At 64.0% G+C, this 609-nt stretch carries 1 protein-coding gene and 1 pseudogene; both read right to left on the reverse strand.

Annotated features, from left to right (window positions below; genetic code table 11):
- Window positions 1–227 (reverse strand): annotated as a pseudogene (locus tag HX846_RS38940) (cytochrome c biogenesis protein DipZ); the annotation flags it as partial.
- 29 nt (window positions 228–256) lie between these two features.
- Window positions 257–609 (reverse strand): peptide-methionine (R)-S-oxide reductase MsrB (gene msrB / locus HX846_RS38945; protein WP_178967666.1); only part of this gene is annotated, 353 nt, incomplete at its 5' end.

Here is a 609-nt window from a genome sequence, read left to right on the forward strand (position 1 = left end):
AACGCGAGCCAGCGACCGTACTGATTGACTTGCACCACCCAACCGCCGCCCACCGCCGCGAGCGAGGCGACCAGGGCGAAGGTCATCGCCATCCCCAGCAGCAGCGGCAAGCCACTGCGCAAAAACGGCTGCCCGGTGCGAGCGAAGACAAAAGGCAGAACCGGCAGGATGCAGGGACTGACAATCGTCAGCACGCCGCCCAGATATGCGAGAACCAAAAGCCACATGGGGTAGACCCTTATAGGAAGACATTGAATTAAGTCGCGGTGAACGTCATGGCTGCGCCGTTCATGCAGTAGCGCAGGCCGGTGGGTGCCGGGCCGTCATCGAACACGTGGCCCTGATGACCGCCGCAGCGGCGGCAGTGGATTTCCTTGCGTACCACGCCGAAGGAGGTGTCGACGTGGCTGGCCACGGCGTTTTCCAGGGGTTGCCAGAAGCTGGGCCAGCCGGTGTGGCTTTCGAATTTGGTGGCTGAGGCGTACAGGGGCAAAGCGCAACCGGCGCAGGCGAAGGTGCCGTTGCGGTGTTCACTGTTGAGGGCGCTGCTGTAGGGGCGTTCGGTGCCCTCCTCCCGCAGGATCGCGTACTGCTCGGCGGTCAGCAGGG

The organism is Pseudomonas sp. K5002, assembly GCF_013386655.1.
Taxonomy (GTDB): Bacteria; Pseudomonadota; Gammaproteobacteria; order Pseudomonadales; family Pseudomonadaceae; genus Aquipseudomonas.